Annotated in this window: 23 protein-coding genes and 1 pseudogene; 13 read left to right on the top strand and 11 right to left on the bottom strand. The window is 69.5% G+C overall.

Translation table 11 applies throughout. From position 1 onward, the window contains the following. Positions 1-211: 211 nt before the first annotated feature. From gap to ABRP24_RS06355, 5 genes are all read left to right on the top strand, one after another. A complete protein-coding gene (gap, locus tag ABRP24_RS06375) occupies positions 212-1,216 on the top strand; it encodes a type I glyceraldehyde-3-phosphate dehydrogenase (RefSeq protein WP_027465689.1) in 1,005 nt (334 codons plus the stop codon). A 3-nt stretch (positions 1,217-1,219) separates the two neighbouring features. Then, positions 1,220-2,437: a phosphoglycerate kinase gene (pgk, locus tag ABRP24_RS06370; protein ID WP_071244734.1), complete on the top strand. Its 1,218-nt coding sequence runs from the start codon at positions 1,220-1,222 to the stop codon at positions 2,435-2,437. 43 nt (positions 2,438-2,480) lie between these two features. Continuing rightward, positions 2,481-3,260: a triose-phosphate isomerase gene (gene tpiA / locus ABRP24_RS06365; protein ID WP_349848561.1), complete on the top strand. Its 780-nt coding sequence runs from the start codon at positions 2,481-2,483 to the stop codon at positions 3,258-3,260. A gap of 111 nt (positions 3,261-3,371) precedes the next feature. Then, positions 3,372-3,623, top strand: coding sequence for a preprotein translocase subunit SecG (gene secG / locus ABRP24_RS06360; protein ID WP_017887256.1), 252 nt, complete (start codon positions 3,372-3,374; stop codon positions 3,621-3,623). A 3-nt stretch (positions 3,624-3,626) separates the two neighbouring features. Beyond that, positions 3,627-3,995: an RNA polymerase-binding protein RbpA gene (locus tag ABRP24_RS06355; RefSeq protein ID WP_027465686.1), complete on the top strand. Its 369-nt coding sequence runs from the start codon at positions 3,627-3,629 to the stop codon at positions 3,993-3,995. A gap of 648 nt (positions 3,996-4,643) precedes the next feature. On the opposite strand, the gene pgl is transcribed toward ABRP24_RS06355, so the two are convergent. The 6 genes from pgl to tkt form a co-directional block, all read right to left on the bottom strand. After that, positions 4,644-5,414: a 6-phosphogluconolactonase gene (gene pgl / locus ABRP24_RS06350; protein WP_027465685.1), complete on the bottom strand. Its 771-nt coding sequence runs from the start codon at positions 5,412-5,414 to the stop codon at positions 4,644-4,646. 100 nt (positions 5,415-5,514) lie between these two features. Next, the gene (locus ABRP24_RS06345) at positions 5,515-6,459 is read right to left on the bottom strand and encodes a glucose-6-phosphate dehydrogenase assembly protein OpcA (RefSeq protein WP_027465684.1); all 945 of its coding nucleotides are present in this window, start codon (positions 6,457-6,459) and stop codon (positions 5,515-5,517) included. Then, positions 6,456-7,994 carry a glucose-6-phosphate dehydrogenase gene (gene zwf, locus ABRP24_RS06340; RefSeq protein ID WP_027465683.1) on the bottom strand — a complete coding sequence of 513 codons (1,539 nt, stop codon included), beginning with the start codon at positions 7,992-7,994 and terminating at the stop codon, positions 6,456-6,458. The genes ABRP24_RS06345 and zwf overlap by 4 nt, the downstream gene beginning before the upstream one ends. Before the next feature lie 22 nt (positions 7,995-8,016). After that, complete coding sequence (locus ABRP24_RS06335; protein ID WP_349848556.1) at positions 8,017-9,615, bottom strand: glucose-6-phosphate isomerase; 1,599 nt, start codon at positions 9,613-9,615, stop codon at positions 8,017-8,019. Continuing rightward, positions 9,615-10,727: a transaldolase gene (gene tal / locus ABRP24_RS06330; protein ID WP_027465681.1), complete on the bottom strand. Its 1,113-nt coding sequence runs from the start codon at positions 10,725-10,727 to the stop codon at positions 9,615-9,617. The genes ABRP24_RS06335 and tal overlap by 1 nt, the downstream gene beginning before the upstream one ends. A gap of 138 nt (positions 10,728-10,865) precedes the next feature. Further along, positions 10,866-12,959: a transketolase gene (gene tkt, locus ABRP24_RS06325; protein ID WP_071244731.1), complete on the bottom strand. Its 2,094-nt coding sequence runs from the start codon at positions 12,957-12,959 to the stop codon at positions 10,866-10,868. A gap of 424 nt (positions 12,960-13,383) precedes the next feature. Between tkt and ABRP24_RS06320 the strand changes: the two genes are divergently transcribed. After that, entirely contained in the window at positions 13,384-14,310 is a 927-nt protein-coding gene (locus ABRP24_RS06320) for a heme o synthase (protein WP_027465679.1), read from the top strand. A gap of 402 nt (positions 14,311-14,712) precedes the next feature. Here the strand turns inward: ABRP24_RS06320 and ABRP24_RS06315 are convergent, their stop codons facing one another. Continuing rightward, positions 14,713-15,687, bottom strand: coding sequence for a heme A synthase (locus ABRP24_RS06315; RefSeq protein ID WP_051596734.1), 975 nt, complete (start codon positions 15,685-15,687; stop codon positions 14,713-14,715). 251 nt (positions 15,688-15,938) lie between these two features. Between ABRP24_RS06315 and sufB the strand changes: the two genes are divergently transcribed. From sufB to ABRP24_RS06290, 5 genes are read left to right on the top strand one after another with little or no spacing between them, the layout of a single operon-like run. Next, the gene (sufB, locus tag ABRP24_RS06310) at positions 15,939-17,357 is read left to right on the top strand and encodes a Fe-S cluster assembly protein SufB (RefSeq protein ID WP_027465678.1); all 1,419 of its coding nucleotides are present in this window, start codon (positions 15,939-15,941) and stop codon (positions 17,355-17,357) included. After that, positions 17,358-18,653, top strand: a complete 1,296-nt coding sequence (gene sufD, locus ABRP24_RS06305; RefSeq protein ID WP_232536479.1) for a Fe-S cluster assembly protein SufD — start codon at positions 17,358-17,360, stop codon at positions 18,651-18,653. Next, positions 18,653-18,979 carry a non-heme iron oxygenase ferredoxin subunit gene (locus ABRP24_RS06300; protein ID WP_371836721.1) on the top strand — a complete coding sequence of 109 codons (327 nt, stop codon included), beginning with the start codon at positions 18,653-18,655 and terminating at the stop codon, positions 18,977-18,979. The genes sufD and ABRP24_RS06300 overlap by 1 nt, the downstream gene beginning before the upstream one ends. Positions 18,980-19,037: 58 nt before the next feature. After that, complete coding sequence (gene sufC / locus ABRP24_RS06295) at positions 19,038-19,811, top strand: Fe-S cluster assembly ATPase SufC (RefSeq protein WP_071244730.1); 774 nt, start codon at positions 19,038-19,040, stop codon at positions 19,809-19,811. Next, positions 19,811-20,140, top strand: a complete 330-nt coding sequence (locus ABRP24_RS06290) for a metal-sulfur cluster assembly factor (protein ID WP_017887270.1) — start codon at positions 19,811-19,813, stop codon at positions 20,138-20,140. Before sufC ends, ABRP24_RS06290 begins: the two co-directional genes overlap by 1 nt. Before the next feature lie 317 nt (positions 20,141-20,457). Here the strand turns inward: ABRP24_RS06290 and ABRP24_RS06285 are convergent, their stop codons facing one another. Continuing rightward, complete coding sequence (locus tag ABRP24_RS06285) at positions 20,458-21,057, bottom strand: biotin transporter BioY (protein WP_071244729.1); 600 nt, start codon at positions 21,055-21,057, stop codon at positions 20,458-20,460. A gap of 115 nt (positions 21,058-21,172) precedes the next feature. Here ABRP24_RS06285 and ABRP24_RS06280 point away from each other — a divergent pair. Continuing rightward, positions 21,173-22,770: pseudogene (locus ABRP24_RS06280) on the top strand (ABC-F family ATP-binding cassette domain-containing protein). Positions 22,771-22,987: 217 nt separating this feature from the next. Here ABRP24_RS06280 and ABRP24_RS06275 read toward each other — a convergent pair. Genes ABRP24_RS06275 through ABRP24_RS06265 form a run of 3 tightly spaced genes read right to left on the bottom strand, consistent with a single transcriptional unit; the run spans position 22,988 to position 24,680 of the window. After that, positions 22,988-23,953 (bottom strand): SURF1 family protein, encoded by a 966-nt coding sequence (locus ABRP24_RS06275; RefSeq protein ID WP_214520329.1) that lies wholly within the window; start codon positions 23,951-23,953, stop codon positions 22,988-22,990. Continuing rightward, positions 23,950-24,258: a hypothetical protein gene (locus ABRP24_RS06270; RefSeq protein WP_371830589.1), complete on the bottom strand. Its 309-nt coding sequence runs from the start codon at positions 24,256-24,258 to the stop codon at positions 23,950-23,952. The genes ABRP24_RS06275 and ABRP24_RS06270 overlap by 4 nt, the downstream gene beginning before the upstream one ends. Beyond that, positions 24,258-24,680 (bottom strand): DUF3099 domain-containing protein, encoded by a 423-nt coding sequence (locus tag ABRP24_RS06265; protein WP_051596733.1) that lies wholly within the window; start codon positions 24,678-24,680, stop codon positions 24,258-24,260. Before ABRP24_RS06265 ends, ABRP24_RS06270 begins: the two co-directional genes overlap by 1 nt. Before the next feature lie 165 nt (positions 24,681-24,845). Between ABRP24_RS06265 and fabG the strand changes: the two genes are divergently transcribed. After that, positions 24,846-25,559: a 3-oxoacyl-ACP reductase FabG gene (gene fabG, locus ABRP24_RS06260; protein WP_027465673.1), complete on the top strand. Its 714-nt coding sequence runs from the start codon at positions 24,846-24,848 to the stop codon at positions 25,557-25,559.

Here is a 25,559-nt window from a genome sequence, read left to right as displayed (position 1 = left end):
GTCCGTTTGCGGACCCGTTCTCGGACCCGTTCCCGGCCTGGTCGGCGACCGTCCGGACGGACCGTCATCTCGCTCGGGCACGCAGTGTCCGACTGCTAGGGTCGTTACGGCGACGTTACGGGGCGTATCGTCCACCACACGCGGGCCCGCCAGGGTGCGCGACTCCCGAAAGCAGCGCCCCCTGGGCGCTCCACACTCACCAGGAGATCCATTGACCGTCAAGATCGGTATCAACGGCTTCGGCCGCATCGGCCGTAACTTCTTCCGGGCCGCCCTCGCGAAGGGCTCCGACCTCGAGATCGTGGCGGTGAACGACCTCACCGACAACGCGTCGCTCGCCAACCTGCTGAAGTTCGACTCCATCACGGGGAAGCTCCCCGCGACCGTCGAGCTCGACGGCGACAACATCGTCGTCGACGGCAAGGCCATCAAGGTCCTCGCCGAGCGCGACCCCGCCAACCTCCCCTGGGGCGAGCTGGGCGTCGACATCGTCATCGAGTCGACCGGTTTCTTCACCAAGGCCGCCGATGCGCAGAAGCACATCGACGCCGGTGCCAAGAAGGTCATCATCTCCGCCCCGGCCTCGGGTGACGACGTCACCATCGTGCTCGGCGTGAACGAGGGTCAGTACGACCCCGCGAACCACCACATCATCTCGAACGCGTCCTGCACCACGAACAGCCTCGCGCCGCTCGCCAAGGTGTTCCACGACAAGTTCGGCATCGAGCGTGGCCTCATGACGACGGTGCACGCCTACACCGCCGACCAGAACCTGCAGGACGGCCCGCACAAGGACCCCCGTCGTGCCCGTGCCGCCGCGCTGAACATCGTGCCGACCTCGACCGGTGCTGCGAAGGCCATCGGCCTCGTGCTCCCCGAGCTCGCCGGCAAGCTGGACGGCTTCGCGCTGCGCGTCCCGGTCCCCACCGGGTCGATCACCGACCTCACCCTCGAGACCAAGTCCGAGGTCACCGTCGACGAGATCAACGCCGCCTACAAGGAGGCCGCAGAGGGCCCCCTCAAGGGCATCCTGCTCTACAGCGAGGACCCGCTGGTGTCGACCGACATCACCACGGACCCGCACTCCTCGATCTACGACTCCGGCCTGACCAAGGTCATCGGCGGCCTCGTGAAGATCACCTCGTGGTACGACAACGAGTGGGGCTACTCGAATCGCCTCGTCGACCTCACCGAGTACGTCGGCGAGCGTCTGTAACACATGGCCCTCCGCACCCTCGAGGACCTCGGCGACCTCGCCGGCAAGCGCGTCGTCGTCCGTTGTGACCTGAACGTCCCGCTCAAGGACGGCACCATCACGGACGACGGCCGCGTCCGCGCGTCGCTGACCACGCTGAACACCCTCGTCAACGCCGGCGCACGCGTCATCGTGATCTCGCACCTGGGCCGCCCCGACGGGGAGCCCAAGCCCGAGTTCTCGCTCGCACCGGTGGCCCAGCGGCTCTCCGAGCTGCTCGGCAAAGAGGTCACGTTCGTCGGCGAGACCGTCGGCGACGAAGCGACCGCCGCGGCCGAGGCCCTCGAGGACGGCGACGTCCTGCTGCTCGAGAACCTCCGCTTCAACCCGGAGGAGACCTCGAAGGACGCCGCCACGCGCGGTGCCTTCGCGGACCGCATCGCCGCCCTCGGTGACGCCTTCGTCTCCGACGGCTTCGGTGTCGTGCACCGCAAGCAGGCCTCGGTCTACGAGCTCGCGTCCGCACTGCCCAGTGCAGCCGGTTCGCTCATCGAGACCGAGCTCCGCGTGCTCGAGCGACTGACCAAGGACCCGGAGCGCCCCTACACGGTGGTGCTCGGCGGCTCGAAGGTCAGCGACAAGCTCGGAGTCATCGACCACATCCTGCCGAAGGTCGACACCCTCTGCATCGGTGGCGGCATGCTCTTCACGTTCCTCGCGGCCCAGGGCCACGGCGTCGCGAAGTCGCTGCTCGAGGCCGACCAGCTCGACGTCGTCCGCGAGTACCTCTCGCGGGCGAAGGAGCTCGGTGTCACCATCGACCTGCCGACCGACGTCGTGGTGGCCTCCGGCTTCGCGGCCGACGCCGACCACGAGACGGTGGCGGCCGACGCCATCGAGTCCTCGTCGTTCGGCACGGACGGCATCGGCCTCGACATCGGCCCGGAGACCGCAGCGCGGTTCGCCTCGGCCGTCTCGGGTTCGAAGACCGTGTTCTGGAACGGCCCGATGGGCGTGTTCGAGTTCCCGGCCTTCGCCGCCGGCACGAAGACCGTCGCGCAGGCGCTGACTGAGGTCGACGGCCTCGGTGTCGTCGGTGGTGGCGACTCCGCTGCCGCCGTGCGGTCGCTCGGCTTCTCGGACGACCAGTTCGGCCACATCTCGACCGGTGGCGGCGCGAGCCTCGAGTTCCTCGAGGGCAAGTCGCTGCCCGGTCTCGAAGCACTGGGGTGGACCGCATGACCCGGACGCCACTGATCGCCCGTCGCGCGTTGGGAGACGCAGCATGAACCGCGTCCCCCTGATCGCGGGCAACTGGAAGATGAATCTGGACCACCTCCAGGCCATCGCCACCGTGCAGAAGCTCGCGTGGACGCTCAAGGATGCCCGGCACGACTTCGACGACGTCGAGGTCGCGGTGTTCCCGCCGTACACCGACCTGCGGAGCGTGCAGACGCTCATCTCGGCCGACAAGCTGCCGATCCACTTCGGTGCGCAGGACCTGTCGCAGTTCGACTCCGGCGCCTACACCGGTGACGTCTCCGGCGCGTTCCTCGCGGCACTCGACGCCCAGTACGTCATCGTCGGCCACTCCGAGCGGCGCACGCTGCACGGTGAGACCGACGAGGTCGTCGCAGCGAAGACCGCAGCGGCCGTCAAGCACGGTCTCGTCCCCGTCGTGTGCGTCGGCGAGACCGGCGAGCAGCGCGAGGAGCGCGGCGCCGGCGTCGTGCCGGTCGAGCAGCTCCGCGTCGTGCTCGACGCGGTGAAGCCCGCCGACATCGTCGTGGCCTACGAGCCCGTCTGGGCCATCGGCTCCGGCCAGGCGGCCACGGCCGAGCAGGCGCAGGACGAGTGTGCGGCCATCCGTCGTGGCATCGCCGCGGCCTGGGGCGACCAGGCTGCTGCCGACACCCGGGTGCTCTACGGCGGCTCGGTCAAGTCGGGCAACATCGCGGGATTCCTCCGCGAACCCGACATCGACGGCGCGCTCGTCGGTGGCGCTTCGCTCGACGTGCAGGAGTTCGCGGCCATCGCGCGGTTCCGTCAGCACGTCGGGCTGTAGTCCACAGGCGACCTCGTCGCGGGCAGTCGTCCGCACCACTCCCGTCCAGGTACCGGCCGTGCTCCGCGCGGCCGGTACACTGGTACGGCTGACTGACACGAAAGGTACGTCGTGGCGATACTCTCCGTCGTGCTGCAGGTCCTGCTCGCAATCACGAGCCTCCTGCTCACGCTCCTCATCCTGCTGCACAAGGGCCGCGGTGGTGGCCTCTCCGACATGTTCGGCGGTGGGGTCACGAGCAACCTCGGTGCGTCCGGCGTGGCCGAGCGCAACCTCAACCGCATCACGGTGATCCTCGGTCTGGTCTGGATCGTCTCCATCATCGTGCTCGGTCTCATCAACAAGTTCACGGCGGGGGTCTGATCCATGGCAAGCGGAGGCAGTGCAATCCGAGGGTCTCGCGTCGGTGCGGGCCCGATGGGCGAACAGGACCGCGGGGTCCAGGCCGAGCGCGTGGCGATCTCGTACTGGGACGCCCTGGGCAACGAGGTCGTGCGGTACTTCGCCGCGAACCTGCCCGACGAAGAGATCCCCGAGACGGTGGACTCGCCGTCGAGTGGTCTGCCGGCTGGGCGCGACAAGGAGAACCCTCCCGTGGTCTCCAAGACGGAGCCCTACAAGACCCACCTCGCGTACGTGAAGGAACGCCGCACCGAGGAAGAGGCAGCTCAGCTCCTCGAGGACGCGCTCCAGCAGCTCCGAGAGCGTCGCGGCACCGCGGCGAAGAAGGCCTAGCGCACTCACGCTGACGAAGGCCCCTGCACCCATGGTGCGGGGGCCTTCGTGCGTCCGGGGGAGTGCCGGCAGCGCTCTGCTCGAGGTTGCCTGGTTCGTCGAGTGGTCACGACACGCCGCGTGTGGTGCGCCGTGGTGGCGCGTTCTGTCGCCTGCGGCGCCCGCTGCCGACGGTTCGTGACCACTCGGCGTCGCGCCGGCGGGGCGTCGCGACCGCCCGGCGCAGGAGTGCCGCGACCCTTGAGCGCCGGGGTGCCGCGCGGAGTGCCGGTTCGCCGAGTGGTCACGACACGCTGCGTGCGGTGCGCCGTGGTGGCACGTTCTGTCGCCTGGGGCGTCCGCGGCCGACGGTTCGTGACCCCTCGGCGTCGCGCAGCCGGGGTGTCGCGACCGCTCGGCGCAGGGGTCCCGGCGCAGGAGTGCCGCGCGGAGTGCTGGTTTGCCGAGTGGTCACGACACGCCGTGTGTGGTGCGCCGAGTGGTCACCAACTGTCGCCTGGGGCGCCCGCAGCCGACAGTTCGTGACCACTCGGCGTCACGCTGGCGGGATGTCGCGACCGTTCGGCGCTGGCAGTGGGCGCGACCACAGACGGACGGGAGGCCCGGTGCCAGCTGGCACCGGGCCTCCCGTCCGTCAGGAGCGCGCGTCTAGTACGTCGACGCGATCAGGTTCTCGGGGACGTCGCGCGCGGCGTCCTGGTCCACGAAGAAGACCGTGCGCTTGCGACCCTGCACGCCACCGACGGGGACGTCTTCGATCGACGCACCCGCGAGGGCCAGCCCGAGGACCGAGGCCTTCTCGGCACCGGAGAGGATCACCCAGACGCGCTGCGAGGCGTTGATCACCGGGAAGGTGACGGTCAGACGCTGCGGCGGCGGCTTGGGGGAGTCGTCGACCGACACGACGGCACGGTCGGTGACGGTGAGCTGCGGGAACTCCGGGAAGAGCGAGGCGGTGTGTCCGTCGGGACCGACGCCGAGCAGCGTGATGTCGAAGCGCGGAGCGACGGCACCCTCGGGCGCGGCGTCCTGCAGCTCGCGCTCGTACTGGGTGGCAGCGGCCTCGATGTCGAGCCCGCCGTCCGACGCCGGCATGGGGTGGATGTTCGACGCGGGGATGTCGACGTGGTCGAAGAAGTCGGTCTGCGTGCCGATCGTGTTGCGGTCGGCGTCGTCTGCCGGAACCCAGCGCTCGTCGACCCACCAGACGTGCACCTTCGACCAGTCGACGCTCTCGCGCGCCGGCGACTGGCCGATCGCGGCGAGGACCAGGGAGGACACCGAGCCACCGCTGATCGCGATGTCGGCACGCTCCTGCTCGTCGAGCACGTCGATGATCTTGGTGATGAAGCGTGCGGCGACCGAAGCGCCGAGGGCCTGCTTGTCCGGGTGCACGAGCACCCGCCGTTCGTTGGTCACGTGACTCCCGTGTTCGTGGCGGCCGACCGGTCGTCCGACCGCCTTCGGTCCGGTCGGGCCGCCTGCACCAGACAGGCGGCCCGACCGTGTGGGGTGTTGATCAGCGGGCGATGGTCTCGCGCAGCTGGGGCACCCCGTGCTTGACGACGTCTCCGAAGAGGACGTCCGGGTCGAGTCTACGGAGTTCCTCGGCCAGGCAGTCGCGCAGGTTGCGGCGTGGCAGCGACAGGTCGTGCGTCGGCTGCCCGGGCATCGAGAGCGTGGCGACGTCCACCAGGGACCGCTCGAGCTCGATGGTGCCGGACTCGCGCACGAGCTTCACACCGTGGATGCCGCTCGACCCGGTCGCGCGCGGCGACGTGACGACGGACACCGGTACCTGCAGCTGCAGCTGGAGCCAGGCGGCGAGGAGGATCGTCGACGGGCTGTCGGACGCTCCGGAGACCTCGACCGCGGTGATCGGCTCGTACGGCGGCTGGTCGAGCGCCGCGGCGAGCTGGTTCCGCCACAGGGTCAGCCGGGTCCACGCGAAGTCGGTGTCACCCGGCACGTAGGACGCACCGAGCGCCTCGATCGCGCCGTTCGGGTCCTTCTGCGCGGCCGCGTCGGTGATCCGTCGCTGCGCGATGCGGCCGAGGGCCGACGCCGCGGGCTGCTCGGGAGCGGTCTGCGGCCACCAGGCGACGACGGGTGCGTCCGGCAGCAGGAGGCCGGTGACCAGGCTCTCCTCGTCGGTCGCGGTCTCGCCGTACGCGCGGAGGACGATGACCTCGCTCGCGCCCGCGTCGCTGCCGACGCGGATCTGCGCGTCGAGGCGGCCGGGGGACTTCGTGTCACCGCTGTTCTTCGAGACGATGATCACGCGCATCGGGTGCTCGCGGGACGCCTCGTTCGCCGCCTCGATCGCCTCTTCCTCGTGGCCGAGGGCCGTCGAGATGATGAGGGTCAGCACACGGCCGAGGGCGACGGCACCACCCTCTTCGCGGATGCGGACGAGCTTCTTCTGGATCTTCGACACCGTGGTGTCGGGCATGTCGATCTTCACGGACGCCTCCAGGTCCGACCGTCGCGGGCGAGCAGGGCGTCGGCGGATGCCGGGCCCCACGTGCCGGGACGGTACTGCTCGGGCTGGCCCTGCGTGGCCCAGAACTCCTCGATGGGGTCGAGGATCTTCCAGGACAGCTCGACCTCCTGGTGCCGCGGGAACAGCGGCGGGTCACCGAGGAGCACGTCGAGGATGAGTCGCTCGTACGCCTCGGGGGATGCTTCGGTGAACGCGTGGCCGTAGCCGAAGTCCATCGTCACGTCGCGCACCTGGGTGCCGACGCCGGGGACCTTCGAGCCGAAGCGGAGCGTGACGCCCTCGTCCGGCTGGACACGGATCACGAGCGCGTTCTGACCGAGCGGGGACTGCGTGTTGCCGTAGACGTCCTCGGGGACGCGCTTGAACACGATCGCGATCTCGGTCACACGACGACCGAGACGCTTGCCGGCGCGCAGGTAGAACGGCACGCCCTGCCAGCGGCGCGTGGCGATGTCGAGCTTGATCGCCGCGTAGGTCTCGGTGCCGGACTCGGGGTTCATCCCGGCCTCTTCGAGGAAGCCGAGTACCTTCTCGCCGCCCTGCCAGCCGCCGTCGTACTGCCCGCGGGCGGTGGCGGTCGACAGGTCCTCGGGCAGGCGCACGGCGGAGAGCACCTTCTCCTTCTCGGCACGCAGGTCGGCGGCCTTGAACGAGACGGGCTCCTCCATCGCGGTGAGCGCGAGGAGCTGCAGCAGGTGGTTCTGGATGACGTCGCGCGCCGCACCGATGCCGTCGTAGTACGCGGCACGCCCGGCGACGCCGATGTCCTCGGCCATCGTGATCTGCACGTGGTCGACGTAGTTCGAGTTCCAGATGGGTTCGTACATCTGGTTCGCGAACCGGAGCGTCAGGAGGTTCTGGACGGTCTCCTTGCCGAGGTAGTGGTCGATGCGGAACACGTCGTCGGGCGCGAAGACGCTCTCGACGATTGCGTTGAGCTCGCGCGCGGTGCGGAGGTCGGAGCCGAACGGCTTCTCGACGACCACGCGGCTCCAGGAGCCCTCGCGCTTCTCGGTCAGCCCGGACAGCTTCAGCTGCTCGGTGACGACCGGGAACATCTTCGGCGGGATCGACAGGTAGAACGCGTGGTTGCCCAGCGTCCCGCGCTCGGCGTCGAGGTCGTCGACGGTGCGCTTGAGCTCGCGGAACGCCTCGGGGTCGTCGAACGAGCCCTGCACGAAGCGGATGCCCTGTTCGAGCTGACGCCAGACGTCCTCGTCGAACGGGGTGCGGGAGTGTTCCTTGACGGCGTCGTGCACGAGCTGGGAGAAGTCTTGGTCCTCCCAGTCGCGACGAGCGAACCCGACGAGCGCGAACCCCGGGGGCAGGAGCCCCCGGTTGGCCAGGTCGTAGACCGCGGGCATCAGCTTCTTGCGTGACAGGTCGCCCGTCACGCCGAAGATGATGAGCGTGCTCGGTCCCGCGATCCGGTTCAGTCGACGATCCGTCGGCAGCCGGAGCGGGTTGTGCTCCGGGGTGATTGCCACCGGTGACATGAGTCGGTGAACTCCTTACGAGTCAGTGGGAGACGGCGGACGCGATCGCCGCGGTGGCGGCGTGGACGTCCGACGTGGTGAGGGTGAGGACCGGCCGGCCGTGCTCGGCGAGGACACTCGCGTCGCCGGCTGCCTGGGCCCGGAGGAGCTGCCCGAACGTGAACGGCCGACCCGGGATCGCCAGGTCGTCTGTTTCGTCGGCCACGATCTGCAGGAACACTCCCGTGGCGGGGCCGCCCTTGTGGTACTGGCCGGTCGAGTGCAGGAACCGCGGACCGTACCCGAAGGTGACAGGGCGCTCCGTGCGCGCCGCGATCGCGTCACGCAGCGACTCGAGGCCGCTGTTCGTGGTGCGGTCGACGTACGCCTGCACCGACACGTAGCCGGTCGGGTCGAGTGCGGACAGGAGGCCCGACACGGCTTCCGAGAGCGTCGCACCGACCGCGAGTCCGGGCGTCGCGCGGACGGCGATGCCGTCCTCGGAGAACGCCGGCTCCGCCGGAGCGGGGCGGTCGTCGAGCAGCGCGCGGGTCGCGACCTTGGCGGCCTCGACGTCGGGCTGGTCGAACGGGTTGATGCCGAGCAGGCGACCGGCGACCGCGACGGCGTACTCCCAGACGAGGATCTGGCCACCGAGCGTGCCGGTGATCTCGACCTCGCCCTCGGCCACGTGACGCTCGTCCTCGCGCGAACCGACCAGGCGGATGACCTGGACGTCGGGCAGGCCGGCGGTGACCTCGGGGGAGTCCGTGTGCAGCACGACGGGCAGCAGGCCGCGGCCGTCCTTGCCGGTCGACTCCGCGATCAGCTGTTCGACCCAGTCTCCGAAACCGACGATGTGCGTGCCGTCGGGCACGATGGCGATCTTGTCGCGCAGCGGCTCGGTGCCGGCGAGGACCGCACCGAGCACGAGCCCGGGGTTCTCGTCCAGGTCGACCGAGAGCAGCGCGGAGATCGCGTCGGCCTCGTCGAGGAGCTCGGCGATGTCCGCTCCCGCGAGCCCGGACGGCACGAGGCCGAAGGCGGTGAGCGCGGAGTAGCGTCCGCCGACCGTGGGGTCGGCGGTGAAGACGCGGTACCCGGCGTCGATCGCAGCGGCCTCGAGCGCGGAGCCCGGGTCGGTGACGACGACGATGCGGCGGGCGGGGTCGATGCCGGCGTCGCGGAAGGCCTGCTCGTACACACGACGCTGCGAATCGGTCTCGAGGGTCGAGCCGGACTTCGACGAGACCACGAGCACCGTGCGCTCGAGGTCGGTCGTCACGGCCGCGCGGACCTGTGCGGGGTCGGTCGAGTCGAGGACCGTGAGGGGCACGCCGGCGGTGCGCGTGATGACCTCGGGTGCGAGGGACGAGCCGCCCATGCCGGCGAGGACGACGTGGTCGACCCCTTCGGCACGGAGCGACTCGCGCAGCGCGGTCACCTCGGCGACGAGCGGGCGGGAGACCGAGACGGCCTCCACCCAGCCGAGGCGCTTCGACGCCTCGGCCTCGGCGGTGGTTCCCCACAGATCGGCGTCCTGGGCGGTGATGCCCGAGGCCACCAGGTCAGCGACGAGCCGCGGGACCACCTGTTCGATGGCCCGCGCGGCGTCGCCGCTGGCTGCGATGGAAACCGTCACTACTTGGCGCCCTCGAGCGCTGCCTTGACGGTGTCGACGAGCTCGCCCCAGGAGACGATGAACTTGTCCACGCCCTCCTTCTCGAGCAGTGCGACGACCTCGTCGTAGTCGACGCCCTGTGCGGCGAGCTGGTCGAGGACCTGCTGCGCCTGGTCGAACGTGCCGGCGATGGCGTCGCCGTGGATCTCACCGTGGTCGAACGTGGCGTCGAGCGTCTTGCCCGGCATCGTGTTGACGGTGTTCGGGGCGGCGAGCTCGGTCACGTAGAGCGTGTCGGGGAGCGACGGGTCCTTGACACCGGTCGAGGCCCAGAGCGGACGCTGCGTGTTGGCACCGGACTCGAGCAGGCCGAGGGCACGCTCGGAGGCGAACGCCTCGGTCCAGACCTGGTACGCGAGCTGCGCGTTGGCGATGCCGGCCTTCGACTTGAGGGCCTTGGCCTCGTCGGTGCCGACGGCGTCCAGGCGCTTGTCGATCTCGGAGTCGACGCGCGACACGAAGAAGGACGCGACCGAGTGGATCTTGGAGAGGTCGTGGCCGGCGGCCTTGGCCTTCTCGAGCCCACCGAGGTAGGCGTCGATGACGGCGCGGTAGCGCTCGAGCGAGAAGATCAGGGTGACGTTGACGGAGATGCCGGCGCCGATGACCTCGGTGATCGCCTCGAGACCCTCGAGCGTCGCCGGGATCTTGATGAGGACGTTCTCCTTGCCGACCTTCTCGAACAGGAACTTGGCCTGCTCGATGGTCTTGGCGGTGTCGTGCGCGAGGCCCGGCTCGACCTCGATCGAGACGCGGCCGTCGAAGCCCTTGGTCTCGTCGTAGATCGGCTTGAAGACGTCGGAGGCGTTCGCGACGTCCTGCGTGGTGATCTCGAAGATCGCGTCGGTGACGTCGGTGCCCGCAGCGGCGAGCTCCTTGACCTGCGAGTCGTAGCGCTCGCCCTTGGCGAGGGCCGACGCGAAGATCGTCGGGTTGGTCGTCACACCGACGACGTTCTTCTGCTCGATGAGCTCGGTGAGCTTGCCGGTCTCGAGGAGCTCGCGGGAGAGGTCGTCGAGCCAGATGCTCACGCCGACCGCGGAGAGGGCGGCGGTGGGGGTGTTCTCAGCCATGTGTTTCTCTTCTTCTTTCATCGACGGGTCCGTGAGGACCGTGAGTCGGGGTTTCGGGGACGGGAGGCCCGTGGCGGAACCGAGCCGGGCCTCCCGGAAGAAGGGCCGGATCCGGAAACCGGACCCGGCCCTTGCAGGTCAGGAAGCTGCGATCGATTCCTTCGCGGCGGCCACGACGTGCTCCGTCGTGAAGCCGAACTCCTTGAAGAGCGTCTGGTAGTCGGCCGAGGCACCGAAGTGCTCGATCGAGACGCTGCGGCCCTTGTCGCCGACGATGTCGCGCCAGCTCATGGCGATGCCGGCCTCGACCGACACGCGAGCGGTGACGTCCTTCGGGAGCACCTGGTCCTGGTAGTTCTCGGACTGGGCGCGGAACCACTCGATCGACGGGGCGCTCACGACGCGGGCGTTGATGCCCTCGGCCTTGAGCTGCTCGCGTGCCTCGACCGCGATCTGGACCTCGGAACCGGTCGCGATGAGGATGACGTCCGGGGTGCCGTTGGGCGCCTCGGCCAGGATGTACGCACCCTTGGCGACGTTCTTCGCCGAGGCGAAGACCTCACCGGAGGCGTCACCCTCGCCACGCTCGAACACGGGGAGGTTCTGACGGCTCAGCGCGATGCCGGCCGGGCGGTCGGTGTGCTTGAGCATCTCGAGCCACGCGTACGCGACCTCGTTGGCGTCGGCCGGGCGGACGACGTCGAGACCGGGGATCGCACGGAGCGAGGAGACCTGCTCGATCGGCTGGTGCGTCGGGCCGTCCTCGCCGAGGGCGATGGAGTCGTGGGTCCAGACGTAGATCGCCGGCGCCTGCATGAGCGCGGCGAGACGGACCGCCGGACGCATGTAGTCGCTGAAGATGAGGAACGTGCCACCGAAGGGGCGGGTGTTCCCGTGCAGGACGATGCCGTTCAGGATCGAGCCCATGGCGTGCTCGCGGATGCCGAAGTGCAGCACGCGGCCGTACGGGTCGGTGCTCCACGTCGACGTCGAGGCCTCGGCCGGACCGAAGGACTTGGCGCCCTCGATCGTGGTGAGGTTCGACTCGGCGAGGTCGGCGGAACCGCCCCAGAACTCGGGCATCAGCGGCGCGATGGCGTTGATGACCTTGCCGGAGGCGGCACGGGTCGAGACGGCCTTGTCGGTCGGGAAGACCGGGAGCGCTGCTTCGAGGCCCTCCGGGAGCTCCTTCGACTGGACGCGGTCGAACAGCGCCTTCTTGTCGGCGTTGGCCGCGGCCCACGCGTCGAAGGACTTCTGCCACTCGGCGTGCTCGGCCTGGCCCTTGGCGACGGCGCCGCGGGTGTACTCGAGGACCTCGGGGGCGACCTCGAAGGTCTTGTCGGTGTCGAAGCCGAGGACCTCCTTGAGGCCCTTGATCTCGTCGGCGCCGAGCGCCGAACCGTGGATCTTGCCCGAGTTCTGCTTGGTCGGCGACGGCCAGCCGATGATCGTCTTGAGGACGATGAGCGACGGCTTGTCGGTGACCTGCTTGGCGGCCTCGATCGCGGCGTGGAGCTCCTCGACGTCCTCGGAGTACTCGCCGGTCTTCTTCCAGTCGACGATCTGGACGTGCCAGCCGAGCGCCTCGTAGCGGTCGGCGACGCTCTCGGAGAACGCGATGTCGGTGTTGTCCTCGATCGAGATCTGGTTCGAGTCGTAGAACGCGATGAGGTTGCCGAGCTGCTGGCGGCCGGCGAGCGAGCCGGACTCGTTCGTCACGCCCTCCTGCATGTCACCGTCGCCGGCGATCACGTAGGTGTAGTGGTCGAACGGCGACTGGCCGGCCGGGGTCTCCGGGTCGAACAGGCCGCGCTCGAAGCGCTGGGCGTAGGCGAAGCCGACCGAGGACGCGAGGCCCTGGCCGAGCGGGCCCGTGGTGATCTCGACACCGTCGGTGTGGCCGTACTCCGGGTGACCCGGGGTCTTCGAGCCCCACTTGCGCAGGTGCTGCAGGTCGTCGATCTCGAGCCCGTAGCCGTGCAGGTAGAACTGCACGTACTGGAGGATCGAGGCGTGACCGGCGGAGAGGATGAAGCGGTCGCGGCCGATCCAGGTGGAGTCGCTCGGGTCGCGACGCATCACCTTCTGGAAGAGCAGGTGGGCGAGCGGAGCGAGGCTCATCGCGGTGCCGGGGTGACCGTTGCCGGCGGCCTCGACCGAGTCGGCGGCGAGAACGCGGGCCGTGTCGACGGCCTTCCGGTCGATGGCGTCCCAGGTGAATTCAGCCACTTGGATGTTGACCCTTCTTGATGCGACATGTGCGAGGGCTCGTGCCATCGCACGGACATGTGGCCATCCCGGGGCCGAGTCGTGTCGCCGTCTAGCGGCGGCCGACCGGCTCATCGCGGCCGACGTCATCGGGGCGCGCACTGCGGGAGGGCGTGTCCAGCATAGTGACCCGGTACTCAGAAGGGGTTCAGGTGACCCCCGATGTTCACACCGGGGTGGCCGCCGACGGTCGATCCGGGCGTGTCGAGCGCGTCCGGATCACGCCGGGATGTCGGAGCGGGGCACCGTCGCGGCGCTTCCATCCCGTAAACTGGTCGGGACCCGTGGACATTCCGGGTCAGCGCATGCCCGGACGCCGTCGCAGTCGTCCACCGAGTGTGCGAGCTGATGCGAACAGACTGAGGTTCTCTTGCCGACTGCCACCGTGACCAGGCCCGACACCGATCGGCCCCGATCGCCGCTGTCCCGCAAGGTCCGTGCGTACGTCTCGTTGACGAAGCCGCGCGTGATGGAGCTGCTGCTCGTCACCACGGCGCCGACGATGTTCCTCGCCGAACGTGGCGTCCCCGACCTGTGGCTCGTCTTCTGGACGATGCTCGGCGGAGCGATGTCGGCCGGTTCGGCGTCGGCCTTCAACTGCTACATCGACCGCGACATCGACCGGCTGATGAAGCGGACCAGCACCCGCCCGCTCGTCACCGGTGAACTGTCGGACCGCGAGGCCCTCGTGTTCTCGTGGGTGCTCGGCATCCTGTCGACCGCGGTGCTCGGGTTCCTGGTGAACTGGCTGGCCGCTGCGCTGAGCGTCATCGCGATCCTCATCTACGTGTTCGTCTACACGCTGTGGCTCAAGCGCCGCACCCCGCAGAACATCGTCTGGGGCGGTTCGGCCGGCTGCATGCCCGTGCTCATCGGCTGGGCGGGCGTCACCGGGTCGCTGACCTGGACCCCGGTCATCCTGTTCATGGTGATCTTCCTGTGGACGCCGCCGCACTACTGGCCGCTGTCGATGAAGTACCGCGACGACTACGACGCGGCCGACGTGCCGATGCTCGCCGTGGTCCGCGGCCGCACCGTCGTCGGCCTGCAGGTCGTGCTGTACGCCTGGGCGACGCTCGTCTGCTCGCTCCTGCTCATCCCGGTCGGGCACATGGGGCCGCTCTACACGGTCGTCGCGCTGGCCGGCGGCATCTGGTTCGTCCTCGAGTCCCACCGCCTGTACTCGCGGGCCATCCAGCACGTCGAGCACGTGCAGCCGATGCGGGTCTTCCACAGCTCGATCACGTACCTGACGCTGCTCTTCATCGCCGTGGGCATCGACCCGCTGCTGCCGCAGGTCTTCACCTTCTAGGCGGTCGAGCGCGCGCCCGCGCGCGCTCGGTCCGCACGACGCCGTCGTGTCCTGTTGACGCCGTCGTGCTCTGTAGACGCTGTCGTGTCCTGTTGACGCCGTTGTGTGGGTACGATGCCGCCCACCCGCCGAGACGCCGCCGAATCCGGGGGCGTCTCGCGCGTTCGGCGGCGTATCGGCAGGGCACCGGCGTCCTGCGTCGGGCGCGGGGCGGCCTGGAGGCACGGTGCGGGCCCGCCACGGGCCTCCCGTCCGGTCTCGCCGGTGTCGGCCGCGGGGCGGACGCGTGGCGCGGACCGCAGCGCCCGCACGTACAGGCCCACCACGAACGCGACACCCCACGAGTCGAATGACTCGTGGGGTGTCGGAGAACGGGTGTCGAGCGCGCGACGCGCCCGGGCGTCAGGCGTCAATGGGTTCCCGGACGGCGTCTCGGCCGGCCGAGGCCCGTGTCGACAGCACCACGGCGGTCACCGCACCGACGAGCAGCCCGGCGAGCACCATGTGCGTGCCGACGAGCCCGACGGGCAGACCCGTGCGCGCCTGCGTGAGGCCGACGGCGATCTGCAGGAACTCGACGACGAGCAGCAGCAGCGGCCACTTGCTCGGTCGGCCCAGGCGGACGGCTCCGATGACGAGCACCAGGGTCAGGGCGAAGAGGGCGTACGCGGGCCAGGCGTGCACGTGCTCCATGACCGCCGGGTCGAACCCGGTGCGGTGCAGGCGGCCACCGTCGACGGCGGCGTCGGCTCCGGCGTGCGGGCCGCTGCCGGTGGTCAGGATGCCGACGAGGACGGTCACGACGACGGCGGCGACGGTGCCGCGGACGACACCCGTGTACCAGCCGGGGACGAGCCGCTGGGCGGTGCGCGGACCGTGCGTGGTGCGGTAGACCAGCGCAGCGGTCACCGAGGTGAGGGCGGCGGAGACGACGAAGTGCAGCCCGACCACGAAGGGGTTCAGGTTCGTCCAGACGCTCATTCCGCCGATGACGGCCTGCACGGGGATCGCGACGCCCTGAGCGAACGCCAGCCAGAAGAGTTCGGGGCGCGTGCGGAGCATCCGGACGACCGCGAGGAACATCGCGACGGCCACGATCACGAGCACGAAGGTGAGCAGACGGTTGCCGAACTCGATGATGCCGTGGATGCCCATCTCCGGCGTGGAGACGAGCGAATCCGCCGTGCACTTGGGCCAGGTGGGGCATCCGAGGCCCGAGGCGGTGAGGCGCACCAGGCCTCCGGTGCCGATCAGCACGACCTCGACCACGAAGGACGCCCAGGCCAGTGCGACCACGCGACGGTCGACCACGCGGGGGAGCGACCACCACCGTCCGGTCCGGAGATCCTGCTCGACGGGGGATCCGACGCGTGTCACGAGGGTGGTGCCTTCCTGTTGTTCCGTGCGGTGAACCTGTAGGATTCGAGGGTTCAGCAGCAGTCAAGTCTAGGCAGGCGCCGGCTCCGAATGGGCCGAGATCGCCGATCACTCCACGGACTGCGTGGAACCATTGTCGTTGCGAGGGAGCAGCACCGGGTCCGCATGTCAGCGGTCCGCGGTGGAATGGCGTCCAGACGCCACGGGTTCACACCTGTAACGCTGTCCCGCGAGAAGGAAACGAGGAGACCATGTCCGACGTGCTCATCGACCGTCCCGAGCTCGAAGGGCTCGGCCAATACGAGTTCGGCTGGTCCGACTCCGACTCGGCAGGGTCCTCCGCCCGTCGTGGGATCTCGGAAGAGGTCGTCACCGACATCTCGAACCTCAAGAACGAGCCCGAGTGGATGCTGAAGAACCGCCTCAAGGGGCTGTCGCTCTTCGGCCGCAAGCCGATGCCGACGTGGGGTGCCGACCTGACGGGCATCGACTTCGACAACATCAAGTACTTCGTGCGCTCCACCGAGAAGCAGGCGCAGTCGTGGGAAGACCTCCCCGAGGACATCCGTGCGACCTACGAGAAGCTCGGCATCCCCGAGGCCGAGCGTCAGCGCCTCGTCGCCGGCGTCGCCGCGCAGTACGAGTCCGAGGTCGTGTACCACCAGATCCGCGAGGACCTGGAGCAGCAGGGCGTCATCTTCATGGACACCGACACGGCGCTCCGTGAGCACCCGGAGCTGTTCGAGGAGTACTTCGGCACCGTGATCCCGGCCGGCGACAACAAGTTCGCCGCGCTGAACACGGCCGTCTGGTCCGGTGGCTCGTTCGTCTACGTCCCCAAGGGCGTCCACGTCGAGATCCCGCTGCAGGCGTACTTCCGGATCAACACCGAGAACATGGGCCAGTTCGAGCGGACGCTGATCATCGCGGACGAGGACTCGTACGTCCACTACATCGAGGGCTGCACCGCCCCGATCTACAAGTCCGACTCGCTGCACTCGGCCGTCGTCGAGATCATCGTGAAGAAGAACGCCCGCGTTCGGTACACGACGATCCAGAACTGGTCGAACAACGTCTACAACCTCGTCACCAAGCGTGCGATCGCACACGAGGGCGCGACGATGGAGTGGATCGACGGCAACATCGGGTCCAAGGTCACGATGAAGTACCCGTCGATCTACCTCGCCGGCGAGCACGCCAAGGGCGAGACGCTCTCCGTCGCCTTCGCGGGCCCCGGTCAGCACCAGGACGCCGGCGCGAAGATGATCCACATGGCGCCGTACACGACGTCGTCGATCGTCTCGAAGTCGATCGCCCGTGGTGGCGGTCGTGCGGGCTACCGCGGTGAGGTCCGGGTCGACCCGGCCGCGCACCACGCCGCCAACACCGTGCGCTGCGACGCCCTGCTGGTCGACACGATCAGCCGGAGCGACACCTACCCGGCGATCGACATCCGTGTCGACGACGTGCAGCTGGGGCACGAGGCCACGGTCTCGCGTGTCAGCGAGGAGCAGCTCTTCTACCTCATGTCCCGCGGCATGGCCGAGGACGAGGCGATGGCGATGATCGTCCGTGGCTTCATCGAGCCGATCGCCCGCGAACTCCCGATGGAGTACGCACTCGAACTCAACAAGCTCATCGAGATGAGCATGGAAGGATCCGTCGGCTAGATGTCCAGCACCACCCCTCCCCACATCGACCAGCCGATCGAGCCCGCTGCCGCAGCGCAGGGCGGCACCCAGCACGGCGCCGGAGCCCACTCCGACGGCGGCTGGGACGCCCCCGACAAGAAGGTGCCGGTCCAGACCCGCTCCGAGCGGTTCCAGTCCGGCGACGTCGAGGCGTTCCCGAAGGTCACCGGCCGAGAGGTCAACTGGAAGTTCGCGCCGCTCGCCAAGCTCCAGCCGCTGCTGGACGGCGGACTCGACGGATCCGCCTACCCGTACCTCGCCCGCCAGTCCGAGGGTGCCGACGTCGAGTGGGGTCGCAGCGACGACCCCCGCGTCGGCTCCGCCGGGCTGCCCGAGGACCGCGCCTCGGCCGCGGCCTGGACCGCGCGCGACGCCGTGCTGGCGATCACGATCAAGGCCACCGAGGCACACGAGTTCATCACCGTTACGCGCTCCGACTTCGGGTCGCAGCCCCGCGCCGCGCACACGGTCATCACGGCCGAGCCGAACGCGCAGGGCATCGTCGTGCTCGACAACCGCGGCAGCGCCCTGCTCAGCGAGAACGTCGAGATCGTCGCGCAGCAGAACTCGCGACTGACCGTCGTCAGCCTGCAGGACTGGGACGACGACGCCGTGCACGTCGCGACGCACTTCGCCGAGGTCGGTCGTGACGCGTTCCTCAAGCACGTCGTGGTCTCGCTCGGCGGCGACGTCATCCGGGTCAACCCCTCGACGCACCTCGGTGCGCAGGGCGCCGACACCGAGATGTACGGCGTGTACTTCGCCGACGCCGGCCAGTACATCGAGCAGCAGGTCTACGTGAACCACGACGCGCCGAACACGCGCGGTCGGGTCAACTACAAGGGCGCGCTGCAGGGCCAGGGCGCGCACACCGTCTGGATCGGTGACGTCCTGATCGGCCGCGCCGGCGACGGCACCGACTCGTACGAGCAGAACCGCAACCTCGTGCTGACGGACGGCACCCGTGCCGACAGCATCCCGAACCTCGAGATCGAGACGGGCAACATCGAGGGCGCCGGACACGCGAGTGCGACCGGTCGCTTCGACGACGAGCAGCTGTTCTACCTGCAGTCCCGCGGCGTCCCGGAAGAAGAAGCCCGGCGCCTCGTCGTGCTCGGCTTCCTGGTCGAGGTCATCCAGAAGATCGGTGCACCCGAGCTCGAGGAGCGCCTCATCGCCGCGGTCGAGCAGGAGCTGGCCGAGGGCCGTTCGGTCATCGCCGCACCGGCCGAAGCGGGCGCCGCGCAATCCGACGGCGCGGAGGCCGACGCCTGATGGCCGAGAAGGTCTGCGCCGAAGCCGACATCGCGGTGGACAGCCCGATGCGGGTGGTCGTCGGCGGCACGGCGGTCGCGATCGTGAAGGACTCGTCCGGCACGGTCCACGCCATCGGCGACACCTGCACGCACGGCGACATCTCGCTGGCCGAGGGCTTCATCGAGGGTGACTCGCTGGAGTGCTGGGCCCACGGGTCCCGCTTCTCGCTGACCACCGGCAAGCCGCAGAACTTCCCGGCCTACGAGCCCGTCCCGGTCTTCCGGGTCGAGGTCCGCGACGGCGACGTCTACGTCGACGTGCAGGACGTCGTCCCGGTCGACTGAGCACCTCCAACACTTCCCGCGGCTGACGCCGCACCACAGCTGCAACCGAAGGAACGCAATGTCCACTCTGGAAATCCGTGACCTCAAGGTCTCGATCGACACCGATCAGGGCACCAAGGAGATCCTGAAGGGTGTCGACCTCACCATCAACGAGGGCGAGATCCACGCGATCATGGGGCCGAACGGCTCCGGCAAGTCCACCCTGGCGTACACGATCGCCGGGCACCCCCGGTACAACGTCGTCGGTGGCACGATCACCCTCGACGGCGAGGACGTCCTCGCGATGAGCGTCGACGAGCGCGCCCGTGCCGGCATGTTCCTGGCGATGCAGTACCCGGTCGAGATCCCCGGCGTGACGGTGTCGAACTTCCTCCGCACCGCCAAGACGGCGATCGACGGTGAGGCTCCGGCGCTCCGTGGCTGGATCAAGGAACTCCGCCAGTCGATGGCCGACCTGAAGATGGACTCGTCGTTCGCCGAGCGCAACGTCAACGAGGGCTTCTCCGGTGGCGAGAAGAAGCGCCACGAGATCATGCAGCTCGAGCTCCTCAAGCCGAAGTTCGCCGTCCTCGACGAGACCGACTCCGGCCTCGACGTCGACGCGCTGAAGATCGTCTCCGAGGGTGTCAACCGCGCCAAGGCCGCGACCGGCCTCGGTGTGCTGCTCATCACGCACTACACGCGCATCCTCCGCTACATCAAGCCGGACTTCGTGCACGTGTTCGTCGCTGGCAAGGTCGCGGAGCAGGGCGGCCCCGAGCTCGCCGACCGCCTCGAGAACGAGGGCTACGACCGCTACGTGCAGGCCGCTGCCGCCGAGGCGCAGGCCTGATGATCGCCGCACTCGCTCCCGACAAGTTCGACGAGGTCGTCGAGGGCCTGAAGGAGGTCCAGGACCCGGAGCTCGGCGTGAACATCGTCGACCTCGGCCTGATCTACGACCTCGCCTGGGACGACGACGCCAACGCGCTCGTCATCAGCATGACGCTCACCAGCGCCGGATGCCCCCTGACCGACGTCATCGAGGGTGACACCGCGAACGCCCTCGACGGCATCGTGGACGCTTTTCGGATCAACTGGGTCTGGATGCCGCCGTGGGGTCCGGAACGGATCACCGACGACGGACGCGAGATGATGCGCGCCCTCGGGTTCGCGATCTAGTCGCGACCCACCACGGACGGGAGGCGCGGTGCCAGCTGGCACCGCGCCTCCCGTCTGTCTGTGCGCACGCCACGCGCGGGGCGCGCCGCCGATCGGTCGTGACCGCCCGCTCACGTTCGCCGGGTGGTCGCGTTCTGTCGGCTGACGGTGCTCCAGGCGACGGAATGCGACCACTCGGTGTCCGGCCGGCGGGGAGTCGTGACCGACCGACGCCCCGGCCCGGCATGGCCCCGCACCGACCGACGCCCGGCCTGCACCCGCACCGAACGCAGAACGGCCCCGCACCGATCGGTGCGGGGCCGTTCTCGTGCGAGACGTCAGCGGCGGCCGACGGCCTTCCAGGCGAGCGGCAGGATGCCGGCGGCGATGAGCGCCTTGGCGACGCCACCGACGATGAACGGGTACAGGCCGGCGGCGAGCACCGACTGGACGTCGTTCGGCGCACCGAGCTGGCCGAGCGCGACGGCCAGGTACGGCAGGCCGGTCACGAACGGGATGGCACTCGCGAGCAGCATCGCGACTGCCGCGCGACCCACGTTGCGGTCCCAGTTGCGGCGCGCGAGCCAGCCGACGAGCCCGGCGGCCGGGATGAAGCCGATGACGTACCCGAAGCTCGGCAGTGCCAGCGCCTGCAGGCCGCCTTGCATGTCGGCGAAGAACGGCGCACCCGCGAGTCCGGCGACGGCGTAGACGAGCAGCGAGAGCATGCCGCGACGTGCGCCGAGGGTCGCGCCGACGAGCACGACGGCGAGCGTCTGCCCGGTGATCGGGACCGGCCACATCGGGACCTCGAGCTGCGCCATCGCGGCGGTGAACAGGGCTCCGCCGGCGACGAGGGCGGCGTCGGTGGCCAGCCCGTGCGTGCGCAGACGATCGGCGAGGACTGCGCGGGGAGCGAACCCGGTGGCGTTCGTCATGGATTCTCCTAGAATGGACTGCTGGTTCCGTTCGGAACCATCGGTCCCGTCAGCGTAGCGGTGCACCTCACGCACACACCGTTGTGCAAACCCACCAACTGATTGGACGTCCACTGTGCTTGCCGTGCACGAACTCGAGATCCGCGTCGGAGCTCGTCTCCTCATGGAAGAAGTGTCCTTCCGTGTCGAGAAGGGCGACAAGATCGGACTCGTCGGCCGCAACGGCGCGGGGAAGACGACGATGACCAAGGCCCTCGCGGGCGAGACGCAGCCCACCGGCGGCAAGATCGAGCGCGGTGGGGAGATCGGCTACCTGCCGCAGGACCCCCGCTCGGGCGACCCGGAGGAGACCGCGCGGAAGCGCATCCTCGACGCCCGTGGGCTCGGCGAGCTCGTGGAGGGCATCCGCCTCGCGACCCTCGACATGGCGAGCGACGACGTGGCCGTGGCCGAGAAGGCGATGCGGCGCTACAGCCGCCTCGACGACCAGTTCAACGCGCTCGGTGGCTACGCGGCCGAGGCCGAGGCTGCCTCGATCGCGTCGAACCTGAAGCTGCCGGACCGCATCCTCGACCAGCAACTCAAGACGCTCTCGGGTGGTCAGCGCCGGCGCATCGAGCTCGCCCGGATCCTGTTCTCGGACGCCGAGACGATGATCCTCGACGAGCCGACCAACCACCTCGACGCCGACTCCGTCGTGTGGCTCCGCGAGCACCTGAAGACCTACCCCGGTGGCGTCATCATCATCTCCCACGACGTCGAGCTTGTCGACGAGGTCGTGAACCGCGTCTTCTACCTGGACGCCAACCGCCAGACCATCGACATCTACAACATGGGCTGGAAGCTGTACCAGCGGCAGCGCGTCGCCGACGAGGAGCGTCGCCGCAAGGAGCGCGCGGGCGCCGAGAAGAAGGCCGCCACGCTCAAGGACCAGGCCGCCCGGTTCGGCGCCAAGGCCTCGAAGGCCGCGGCAGCCCACCAGATGGTCGCGCGAGCCGACAAGCTGCTCGCCGGCCTCGAGGACGAGCGCGTCGCCGACCGGGTCGCGAAGATCCGTTTCCCCACCCCGGCGCCGTGCGGCCGCACCCCGTTGATGGCCGAGGGACTGTCGAAGTCCTACGGGTCGCTCGAGATCTTCGCGGGTGTCGACCTGGCGATCGACCGCGGTTCGCGCGTGGTCATCCTCGGCTTCAACGGTGCGGGCAAGACGACGCTGCTGCGCATCCTGGCGGGTGCGGACCAGCCGGACACGGGTGAGATCCAGCCCGGCCACGGTCTGCGCATCGGCTACTACGCGCAGGAGCACGAGAACATCGACATCAACCGCACGGTGATCGAGAACATGGTTTCGGCGTCGACCGACCTCAACGAGACCGAGGCCCGTCGGGTGCTCGGGTCGTTCCTGTTCACCGGCGACGACGGCTACAAGAAGGCCGGAGTCCTGTCCGGCGGTGAGAAGACGCGTCTGTCGCTCGCGATGATCGTGGTCTCCGGCGCGAACGTCCTGCTGCTCGACGAGCCGACGAACAACCTGGACCCGGCGTCGCGCGAGGAGATCCTCAATGCCCTCGCCGGCTTCGAGGGTGCGGTCGTCCTGGTGTCCCACGACGCCGGCGCGGTCGAGGCGCTCAACCCCGAGCGTGTGCTGCTGCTGCCGGACGGCACCGAGGACCACTGGAACAAGGACTACGCGAGCTCATCGAGCTCGCCTAGCTGCCTGGGAGACGGCGTCTTGCGCACTCGCCGTGGGGACCGGCGGACGGGAGGCCCGTGGCGACGCCGCCACGGGCCTCCCGTCCGCTGTGGGGTCGCGTTCGCGTGCACGTCAGAGGCCGTCGTGTCGGCGAGACGCCCCGAAAGCGGCGCGACGCCGCCGTGTTCGGCGGCGTGTTGCGATGACGACGGCGTCTTGCGGAACAGCACCAGCGCGTCAGCGACGTGACGCGATGAGCTCGTCCTCGATCTCGGCGTCGGTCTTCGGCTTCGCGTTCTTGCGGCGTTCGCGCTCGAGGGCGCGCTCGCGCTCCTCGGGGTCGTCCTGGTTGAGGTTCCGGTACTCCTGCACCATCACGTACGCCAGGAAGCCGAAGCCGCCGGCGGCGAACAGGAACCACTGGATGAAGTAGCTCAGGTGCAGCCCGGTGTCGGCGGTCGGACGCTCCCAGCCGAGCGGGCGGGCCTCGGTCGGGGCGGGGGACTCGGAGGCGAGTTGCCCGTACGCGCCGGTCCAGATCGGGTCCTCGACCTTGTTCGCCACGTCGGCCAGCGTGACCGACTGCACCTGGTCGGTGTCCTTCGGGTCGGAGCGGCCGGGGATGCGCGGTTCGCTCTGCTGCAGGCGGACGATCGCGGTGACCTCGCCGGACGGGGGAGCGGGCACGTGGTCGGGCGCGTCCTGGGCGTTGCCGGTCGGCACCCACCCGCGGTCGACGATGAAGGCGCGGCCCTCGGACGTGACCAGGGGGGTCAGGACCTCGAACCCGGGCTGCCCGTTGTGCACGCGGTTGCGCACGAGCAGCTGCGCGTCGACGTCGTAGCGGCCGGTCACGGAGACCCGGAGCCACTCCTGCTCGTCCTGCCAGCTCGAGGCCTTCGGCAGCGCCCGGTCGAGGGGGACGGGGGTGTGGTCGTAGTTCTGCGCGACCTGCTCGTTCTGCCGGACGGCCTCGTTGCGGCGGTCCCACTGCCACATGCCGAACAGCGCGCAGACGACGGCGAAGGCGACGGCGATCGCGAAGTAGCCGAGCCAGCGGCGGCTCCGGACGAAGCGCCAGCCGACGAACGGTTCGCGGGGGTCGTGCTGCTGCGCCGCGGCACCCGACTCGGCGGACGCGCGCTGCAGCTTGGCGGCGTGCTTGCGGCCGTACCGGGACTGCGGGTCGAAGCCGTCGGTCATCGCGAGGTGCCGGTGGAGCGCACCCCGACGTCGTTCTTCGGCGCCGCGGTCGACTCGCGCTCGTCGTCGAGGTGGTCGACGTCCTCGTGCATGCCGGTGACGCGCACCGGGAACGAGCGGGAGCGCAGGTAGTCGGCGAGGAAGTCGCGGTGCTCCTCGCACGCGGCCCAGATCTTCACGCGGTCGATCGCGTGGATCCGGGGGTTGCGCCAGTTCACACGCCACCCGGCGGTCGACACGCAGCCGGCGCGGGAGCAGACCGGGGTGGAACCGGGTTCGGTCTGCAGGTCGAACGTCGCACCCATCAGCGGGGTCCCCACATCTTCGATCGGTCGCCGTTGCGCTGCCACTCGTCCTGCGCGTGCTGCGCCTGCTGGCGGAGGCGGTCCTGCTCGTCGCGGTAGGCCTGGGCCCGGGCGTCCTCCTGCTGTTCGCGGAGACGCGGGTCGACGGCGTCGTAGAGCTCGATGGACCCGGCGGGGGAGATCATGTCGCTCTCGGTCCGGCTGCCGGCGTTCGCGATGACGACGGCGACCCAGGGGATCACCGCGGCCAGGACGATCGGGATGACCGCCAGCCAGGAGTGCCAGATCGAGTACACGAGCACCGCGGAGATGAAGAGGACCACTCGGATGGCCATCTGCCAGACGTAGCGGGACAGGCGGTGCGCCCGGTCCTGCTCCGGTGTGTCCGGCAGCGACGTGATGCTCGTGTGCGTGCTCTTCATACAGATGGTCTCCGTCTACCCGTGGTCAAGCCTAATCCCGCCGGACCGATCGTGGGTGCGCCGCGCGCGAACCGGCGGGGTGGTCCGCTCCGGTACGCTCGTCCGGGCGTGTCCGCCGGGTCCCCGGCACCGCGTGCCGAGCAGATCCCACCGAACGGAGCGACCATGAGCACCCCCCGTACCGTCCTCATCACCGGCGGCAACCGCGGCATCGGCCACGCGCTGGCCGAGCGGTTCGTCGCCGCCGGCCACCGGGTCGCCGTGACGTCGCGCAGCGGTCAGGGTGGTCCCGAGGGCGCGCTGACGGTGCAGGCCGACATCACCGACACGGCCTCCGTCGACGCCGCGTTCACGCAGGTCGAGGCCGAGCTCGGTCCGATCGAGGTCCTCGTCGCGAACGCCGGCATCACGAACGACCAGCTGCTCCTCCGCATGTCCGAGGACGACTTCACCAGCGTGGTCGACACGAACCTCACGGGCACCTTCCGCGTCGTCAAGCGCGCCACGAAGGGCATGATGAAGGCCAAGTTCGGCCGCATCGTGCTGATGTCGAGCGTCGTGGGCGCCTACGGCCAGATCGGCCAGGTCAACTACGCGTCCTCGAAGGCCGCACTGGTCGGCATGGCCCGGTCGATCACGCGTGAGCTCGGCTCGCGCGGCATCACCGCCAACGTCGTGGCGCCCGGCTTCATCCAGACGGACATGACCGCCGCGCTCTCCGACGAGCTGCAGGCCGAGTTCAAGAAGGCGATCCCGGCCGCCCGCTACGGCACGGTCGACGACGTCGCCGACGCCACGCTGTTCCTGGCGAGCGACGGCGCCGGGTACGTCTCCGGTGCGATCATCCCCGTCGACGGCGGCCTCGGGATGGGCCACTAG

It is taken from the genome of Curtobacterium sp. WHRI 8282 (genome assembly GCF_040223925.2).
GTDB classification, from domain to species: Bacteria; Actinomycetota; Actinomycetes; order Actinomycetales; family Microbacteriaceae; genus Curtobacterium; species Curtobacterium flaccumfaciens.
The sequence above is the reverse complement of the archived record's forward strand: the minus strand, read 5'-3'. Positions and strand labels throughout refer to the sequence as shown.

Excerpts from the sequence above, each read along its gene's own strand:
- pgk (WP_071244734.1), top strand. The coding sequence starts at position 1,220 with ATGGCCCTCCGCACCCTCGAGGACCTCGGCGACCTCGCCGGCAAGCGC.
- tpiA (WP_349848561.1), top strand. The coding sequence starts at position 2,481 with ATGAACCGCGTCCCCCTGATCGCGGGCAACTGGAAGATGAATCTGGAC.
- ABRP24_RS06355 (WP_027465686.1), top strand. The coding sequence starts at position 3,627 with ATGGCAAGCGGAGGCAGTGCAATCCGAGGGTCTCGCGTCGGTGCGGGC.
- zwf (WP_027465683.1), bottom strand. The coding sequence starts at position 7,994 with ATGTCACCGGTGGCAATCACCCCGGAGCACAACCCGCTCCGGCTGCCG.
- tal (WP_027465681.1), bottom strand. The coding sequence starts at position 10,727 with ATGGCTGAGAACACCCCCACCGCCGCCCTCTCCGCGGTCGGCGTGAGC.
- sufB (WP_027465678.1), top strand. The coding sequence starts at position 15,939 with ATGTCCGACGTGCTCATCGACCGTCCCGAGCTCGAAGGGCTCGGCCAA.
- sufD (WP_232536479.1), top strand. The coding sequence starts at position 17,358 with ATGTCCAGCACCACCCCTCCCCACATCGACCAGCCGATCGAGCCCGCT.
- ABRP24_RS06300 (WP_371836721.1), top strand. The coding sequence starts at position 18,653 with ATGGCCGAGAAGGTCTGCGCCGAAGCCGACATCGCGGTGGACAGCCCG.
- sufC (WP_071244730.1), top strand. The coding sequence starts at position 19,038 with ATGTCCACTCTGGAAATCCGTGACCTCAAGGTCTCGATCGACACCGAT.
- ABRP24_RS06290 (WP_017887270.1), top strand. The coding sequence starts at position 19,811 with ATGATCGCCGCACTCGCTCCCGACAAGTTCGACGAGGTCGTCGAGGGC.
- ABRP24_RS06285 (WP_071244729.1), bottom strand. The coding sequence starts at position 21,057 with ATGACGAACGCCACCGGGTTCGCTCCCCGCGCAGTCCTCGCCGATCGT.
- ABRP24_RS06275 (WP_214520329.1), bottom strand. The coding sequence starts at position 23,953 with ATGACCGACGGCTTCGACCCGCAGTCCCGGTACGGCCGCAAGCACGCC.
- ABRP24_RS06270 (WP_371830589.1), bottom strand. The coding sequence starts at position 24,258 with ATGGGTGCGACGTTCGACCTGCAGACCGAACCCGGTTCCACCCCGGTC.
- ABRP24_RS06265 (WP_051596733.1), bottom strand. The coding sequence starts at position 24,680 with ATGAAGAGCACGCACACGAGCATCACGTCGCTGCCGGACACACCGGAG.
- fabG (WP_027465673.1), top strand. The coding sequence starts at position 24,846 with ATGAGCACCCCCCGTACCGTCCTCATCACCGGCGGCAACCGCGGCATC.